The 6,409-nt window shown below is 56.5% G+C and carries 3 protein-coding genes and 1 pseudogene; all 4 read left to right on the top strand.

The annotated features are described in order from the left end of the window. The first annotated feature begins 249 nt into the window (after positions 1–249). A pseudogene (locus Q2M23_RS42945) lies at positions 250–1,182 on the top strand (IS630 family transposase). Positions 1,183–2,310: 1,128 nt separating this feature from the next. Then, positions 2,311–3,153: a hypothetical protein gene (locus Q2M23_RS42940; protein ID WP_316399415.1), complete on the top strand. Its 843-nt coding sequence runs from the start codon at positions 2,311–2,313 to the stop codon at positions 3,151–3,153. A 404-nt stretch (positions 3,154–3,557) separates the two neighbouring features. Continuing rightward, a complete protein-coding gene (locus tag Q2M23_RS42935) occupies positions 3,558–4,973 on the top strand; it encodes an aldehyde dehydrogenase family protein (protein WP_316399413.1) in 1,416 nt (471 codons plus the stop codon). 3 nt (positions 4,974–4,976) lie between these two features. After that, on the top strand, positions 4,977–6,239 hold the full coding sequence (locus tag Q2M23_RS42930; RefSeq protein WP_316399412.1) for a methylaspartate ammonia-lyase: 1,263 nt from the start codon (positions 4,977–4,979) through the stop codon (positions 6,237–6,239). Positions 6,240–6,409: the final 170 nt, after the last annotated feature.

The raw sequence follows: 6,409 nt of genomic DNA, 5'->3' as shown, positions 1-6,409 counted from the left end.
CCCTCGAATCTTTGCAAATCCGATGGAATCACACCCCACTGAGATCACTCACCCATTTTTCAGTCAGGCTCTCAGGAGTTTGGCAGCGCCTGACAGCAGGGGCCCGCTCGTCATCGCCAAATCGACGCACGTTCTGCGGCGCGCGGCGGTGCTTTCTAAAAGGGGGATGGGGTTAGATTGAATCGATTGGGATTCCCAAATCAGCGAGTTTCTGATTCATCATGCTGGCTGGATTGGAGGCTAGCATTGATGGGCAAGCCTTATTCTCTGCATCTCCGTAAGCGTGTCGTGGCCGCGATCGAGGGCGGGATGTCCCGCATCAGCCAGCCAAGCGGTTTGGGGTAGCGATCAGCACGGCGATCCGCTGGATGCAGCGGGTCGAGGAGACCGGCGGCATTGAGCCCTGGTCAGATGGGCGGGCACAAGCCGAAGGCAGTTTCGGGAGACCACTCGGTCTGGCTGTCGCAGCGGATCAAGGATGGCGATTTCATCATACGCGGTTCTCGTGTCCGAGCTTGCCGAGCGCGGCCAGAAGGTCGACTACCACTCGGTGCGGGACTTCGTGCATGCCGAGAAGCTCAATTTCAAGCGTGGCGGCTGGCAAACGCGATCGACCCGAGGTCGCGCGGCGGCGAGGCCAGTGGACAAAATATCGAGGTCGCCTCGAAGCTGAATGGCAGGTCTTTATCGACGAGGCCTGGACCAGGACCGATGTGGCGCCCTTGCGGGGATGGGCGCTACGCGGGCGCAGACTTCACGCCAAGGTTCCCCACGGTCGCTGGAAGACCACGACCTTCCTGGCGGCCCTGCGCCATGACCGGATCTCATCGAGGGACCGACTGAGCTTTCGCACCTATGTCGAGAAGGTGCTTCTGCCCGTCCTTCGATCAGGCGATATCGTCGTCTTAGACAACCTGGGCAGCCACAGGGGCAAAGCAGTTCGCCAACTCATCCGTTCGGTCGTCGGCGCCAAGCTCTTCTTACTGCCAAAATACTCGCCCGACCTGAGCCCGATCGAACAGGGTCTTTGCCGAGCCCAAGCGCCTCGTGCGCAAAGCTGCCGCGCGAACCGTCGATGCGGACTGTGCCGCAATCGGTCACGCACTCAAAGTCTTCACATCGGACGATTGCGCCAACTACTCAAAAACTCAGGTTATCGAACTTAATGCCATCGTGCTTTAGCCTTCCCATGCGAGCTTTCGCCCGTCTGTCCTGAGTAGCTCCTTGTCGCCAGCCAAACGCAGCGCGCGCGTATGGCCAAACCGACCTGTCCACATTAACGCCGACGATAGACGCTTTCCGCACCCCGAGCGCAAGAAGCCGGATTTGACGGCTTATGAGCCTCCGGCATTGAGTTGCTGGATGCTGCGCATTTCAGCGTTGTCGCGATGACGCAGGAACACAATATGCCGAGAGCGATCGTCGGACGCATGACGCCGCGAGCTCCTGATACGCCCCCTTCAAAGAGAGGCCGCCAGGCAGATCTCGCAACTCGGATATTACTACCATCCATTTCCCTTGGTCACTTCTCGCTGGCATTTGAATGCTCGTCAAGGTCGTAGCGTCACGCGCCAAGCTTCGCGCGGATCGTGAACATCGAGCCGCATTACAGCTCAGGCGCTTCGTCACATCGCAGCGGCACTACTGCTTGGGAGCGGCGTCGATGTTAGCATCGTCTAATGTGACCTTGCCCCGGCTTGATCCAAATTCTGGTTAGTTCCGGCCCACAAAGGACCAGCATGAAGCCCAGCCACTCTTCAGAGACGCAGATCATCAGTATTGAAGGAACAGAGGTCGGTGCGTGCCACCAAAAGATTATGTCGGCGGCGCAAGTTCAGTCTCTCCCGATGCCTCAGCTTTGAAATCCCTCACCGGAAGGCTGAACGACGTTCAGAAGCCCGCAATGGGCGATGCGCGTAGCTGTACCGCTGAAGACGCTGTTCTGGATCACCGAAAGACTACCAGCCTTTATAGGTTCGTTCTTCGCGTTTCTCCGATAAATTGAGCAGAACCAAGATATGCATCACGCAACAAACCATTCGCCGAAATATAACGCCGCGTTTGGCCGCTGTCAGTTCCACGCGTCGCACAATCCAAGAGCGCGCTTGTTCATCAAGTCACTTACTTTGAGGGGACAACCCATAGAATGGAGCAATTGCGAGCCAACAATATGCAAGCGCAATATAGTCGCCTACAGTCTCCGCAGCAGACATTGGTCCTCGTAAATTTGGGTTGCCGAAACGCCGACGTGCGATGAACAAACTCGATCGTACCGACCCATATTTTCATCACGCCCACGGGAGAAAGCCAATGGAAACTACCCAAGTTTCTCGAACACCAGCCATATCGCCTCTTGCGATCAGAGAACGGACCGGCTCGATTAGCACAGCCGAGATCATCTCCGCCCTAAAGGGGGAAATTACCGGCTTACACATCAAGCAAGCCTTCAGTTTCGAAATCGCCGAAGAGATCAGCGCGAACTTTACCCGCAGCCTCGGTCTCAAGGAGCGCAAGGATGGCGTTCCCGGACAATATGTTGGCGCATCTCACTACAGAAAGGATGCAGCCACCTATTTTGCAGAATCGGAACATGCGCGGCCGTTTGTCGACGCCCTTTTAGGTAGCTTGGTCGACCCGCTCCGCGGATTATTCGACGCATTGAAGCGCGAGCTTCGCAATCAGGGCATTGAATTGCGTTTGGCCCGTTCGGAGCACGGTCAGTCGAACATTTGCCGGGCTTTCTGCTGGTCTGGCAATGGCCAGTACGCCTTGGAGCCTCATGACGACGTTGCTCAAGTCCTATATGCCGGCGACGATTGCGAACTTCCTGTGGTGGCGAACAACACTGTCCTCGCTCTCAACCTATATATCAGCATGCCGGAGAAAGGTGGCGACCTGCGCATCTGGAGTCACAGGCCGACGGCCACTGACCGAAAGTCGCAGGGCGTGGAGACTACTGGCTATCCCTATTCGTCCGGTTATCTCGAGGCCATTCCCTTTCAAGACCTCCAGCTCAAGGCCGGAGATATCGCACTGATCGATGGCGGCTTTATACACGGGGTCACTCCACAGTCAGGCAATGAAAAACGTCGCCTTCTGCTGAACAACTTTTTTGGGTTTGCGCGGCCGGACCTTGTTCTCTGGTGGACCTAAACCTCGACGTTGCAGCTGCATCATCATAGTTCTCAACGGAAATACCCTTAATGAACTATCTCGCTGGTCGTATGACCCGCATTATCCTGATTATTCGGGGCGCTCCAATAAACCCTGGTCTCGGATACTAATCTGTCAGCACCGCTGCCAATTGCGGAGGGGCTCTTTGTTCGGTGCGGATACAGACGGAGCAGACGTGCGCTGAGACCGAGGCACGCGGCGCCTCATAGCTTGTCAACAAGGAGGACTGCTGCACCGCGTCAAGAACTGGCCAAAATACTGAAGAGATTCTTAGGGCGAGACACCAATTCTCGGCGGCGGCGGAAATTGATCTTTGGTCAGCACGCCAACGCCGAAGGAAATGAAAGCTTCTCAACCGGCGGGGCTTCTACCGGATTAAGGGAATGGAGATATACCGGCTCTTTATCGACGGCATTTGGCAAGACGGCGTAATGGGAACAAGGGACATTGTTAGCCCTTCAACAGAAAAGGCTGTGGCAAGGATCCCAGTGGCCGGACTAGTCGACCTTGGTCGGTGTCTTGCCGCTGCGGTCCGGGAACGTGACCCGTGGGCAAAAACGGATGTTTCGCAACGGGCGGCGATTCTTCGACGAACTGCGGAGATTCTCGCGCGCAAGATTCCGCATACAGTGCGGCAGATGGTGGGCGAACAAGGCAAGACTTTGTCGGAAGCGAGTGATGAGCTCGACCGCAGCCTGGAAACATTCCTGTGGAATGCAAGGCAGGCTGAGGAGCTCTGCAAGCCTGTTCATATCGACGAGCTCCGTACTCTGCTTTACGATCCGGTCGGCGTCGTTGCAGCATTTACGCCATGGAACTATCCCGCCGTGATCACGGCGCGGAAGCTTGCGCCCGCTCTTGCAGCTGGCTGCACCGTCATCCTCAAGGCTGCAGAAGAAGCACCCGCCGCGGCAGTAGCGATCATTGAGGCTCTGCACGAAGCCGGCGTGCCCCGCGGGGTTGTTGCCCTCGTGTTTGGCGATCCGCCGATGATCTCTACCCACCTCTTGGGATCGCCGGAGGTTCGTATGGTCACTTTCACTGGTTCGACGCGCGTTGGAAAGGAGCTCGCAGTGCTCGCCGCCAGAAATCTCCAGACATGCGTACTGGAGCTCGGAGGGCACTCGCCAGTGCTGGTGTTCGAGGACGCCGATATCTCAACTACCGTACGCGCTATCTGTGAGTACAAGTTTGAATATGCTGGCCAAAGCTGTAACGCTCCAAGCCGGATCTTCGTCCAACGATCCCGCTACCTGGATTTCGCGCGGCAACTGGTAGGGCTCGCCGCCGAAATACGCGTTGGGCCAGGAGAAGATCCGGACGTACAGATGGGTCCAATGATTGGTCCACAAGGACCTGCACGCATGCAACGCCTCACCGAAGATGCTGTTGAAAAAGGCGCGTGTCTGGCCTTGGGAGGACACCCGTTGGAGCGGAAGGGCTACTTCTGGCCGCCAACCGTCCTTACCGACGTGCCGAGTGCCGCGAGGATCATGTCGGAGGAACCCTTTGGACCAATTCTGGCGATAGCGCCGTTCGAAACCCTAGATCAAGCAATCGAACTGGCCAATCTTAGTTCCTACGGTCTTGCTTCCTATGTATTCACGTTATCAGAAAAGACGCAGCGTGATGTGGTCGAGCGCCTTTCGGGCGGGAGCGTGAGCATCAACATCTTGAAGGGGGTCGCGCCTGACGTCCCCATCACGGGTACGGGCGATAGTGGATACGGCCATGAGGGGGGGCAAGAGGGCTTTCGAGCCTTTCAGAGTTTAAAACTCATTAACAGAACTGGAAGATAGATGATGACCGAAAACCTCTCAGTTTCTGATGTCTTACTTGTCCCGATCCAAGGAGCCTTCTTCTATGACGACCAATTAGCCATTCGGGAGGGAACGGCTATTGACGGCTTCACTTACAAGGGGAAGGCGCGAACGCCCGGGTTCTCAAGCATTCGCATGCCGGCTGGCGCACTCAGCGTCGGTTTAATATTGTCCGACGGCACTATCGTATGGGGCGATATGATGAGCGTCCAATACGCTGGCGCTGGTGGGCGCGATGCGGTGTTCCAGACCGACGCGATCATGGAATTGACGAATCGCGTGGTCGTGCCACGACTGAAGGGATTGTCGGTCGCATCGTTTGTCGATGCATGCTCGGCTAGCCTGAAGGTTGATGGCGAGCGATTGCCGCTTGCTGTCTCTTATGGCCTCAGTCAGGCGCTCCTTCAGGCGACTGCACATACATATCGATGCACAATGGCCGAGATTATCTGTCGCGAGTTCAATCTCCCTGTTTCTGAAAGGCCCGTGCCACTGTATGCCCAGAGTGGAGACCAGCGGCACATCAACGTCGACAAAATGGTCCTGCGACGCGTTGACGTGCTACCCCACGGCCTCATCAATTCGCGAGAAAAGTTTGGCCCCAAAGGCGAAACTTTCCTAGAATTTGCGAAGTGGGTCGCCAAGCGTGTGCGGATACTTGGGGGCGAAGAATACATTCCAGCCCTCCATTTCGACGTCTACGGCCTGGTCGGCTCGGAAATTGGTCTTTCCCCCGTGGATATCGGCGACTTCATTGCCCGAGCAGCCGACAGCGTGAGCCCATTCCAATTAAGTCTCGAGTCGCCTGTAGATTATGGGTCAGCAAAATTGCAGTTGGACGGGTACGTCGAAATTGTGCAGCAGTTGGAGCGGCTTGGCTCATCCGCCAGGATCGTGGTCGACGAACACTGCAATACCATCGATGACATTGAGAACTTTGCAAAATGCCGTGCGGCTCATATGATTCATATTAAGGCGCCCGATGTCGGAAGCATTGCCGATATCGTACAAGGCGTTTTACATTGCAAGGCGCATTGTGTCGGCGCCTTCTTAGGCGGCAGTTGCGTCGAAACGGATCTGTCGGCACGTGTATCCACGAATGTCGCAGTCGCCACCCAGGCTGATATGATGCTGGCCAAACCTGGCATGGGCGTCGACGAAGGCATATCCATCGTTGGCAACGAACAAAATCGCCTCCTCAGGACGCTGCGTGCGGCTCAGGTTCGTTCTTCCAAGCACGGTTGACCTCCATCGGCCCTCACTCCGGCTAAGCGATCAGCCAATCGGCTGGCTGGCACGAGCCGATTACGGACGCAATCGTCGACCGCTGAGAGGCGGTGACCTGCCCCTGAGTATTTCCGCCAGATGGAGTTAGAGTCCGGCCTGAGCAAGGACGGACAGATGAAGCGAGCAAG

Origin of the sequence: Bradyrhizobium sp. 33ap4, assembly GCF_032654765.1 — a bacterium.
Classification (GTDB): Bacteria; Pseudomonadota; Alphaproteobacteria; order Rhizobiales; family Xanthobacteraceae; genus Bradyrhizobium; species Bradyrhizobium australafricanum.
The sequence above is the reverse complement of the archived record's forward strand: the minus strand, read 5'-3'. Positions and strand labels throughout refer to the sequence as shown.

Excerpts from the sequence above, each read along its gene's own strand:
- Q2M23_RS42930 (WP_316399412.1), top strand. The coding sequence starts at position 4,977 with ATGACCGAAAACCTCTCAGTTTCTGATGTCTTACTTGTCCCGATCCAA.
- Q2M23_RS42940 (WP_316399415.1), top strand. The coding sequence starts at position 2,311 with ATGGAAACTACCCAAGTTTCTCGAACACCAGCCATATCGCCTCTTGCG.
- Q2M23_RS42935 (WP_316399413.1), top strand. The coding sequence starts at position 3,558 with ATGGAGATATACCGGCTCTTTATCGACGGCATTTGGCAAGACGGCGTA.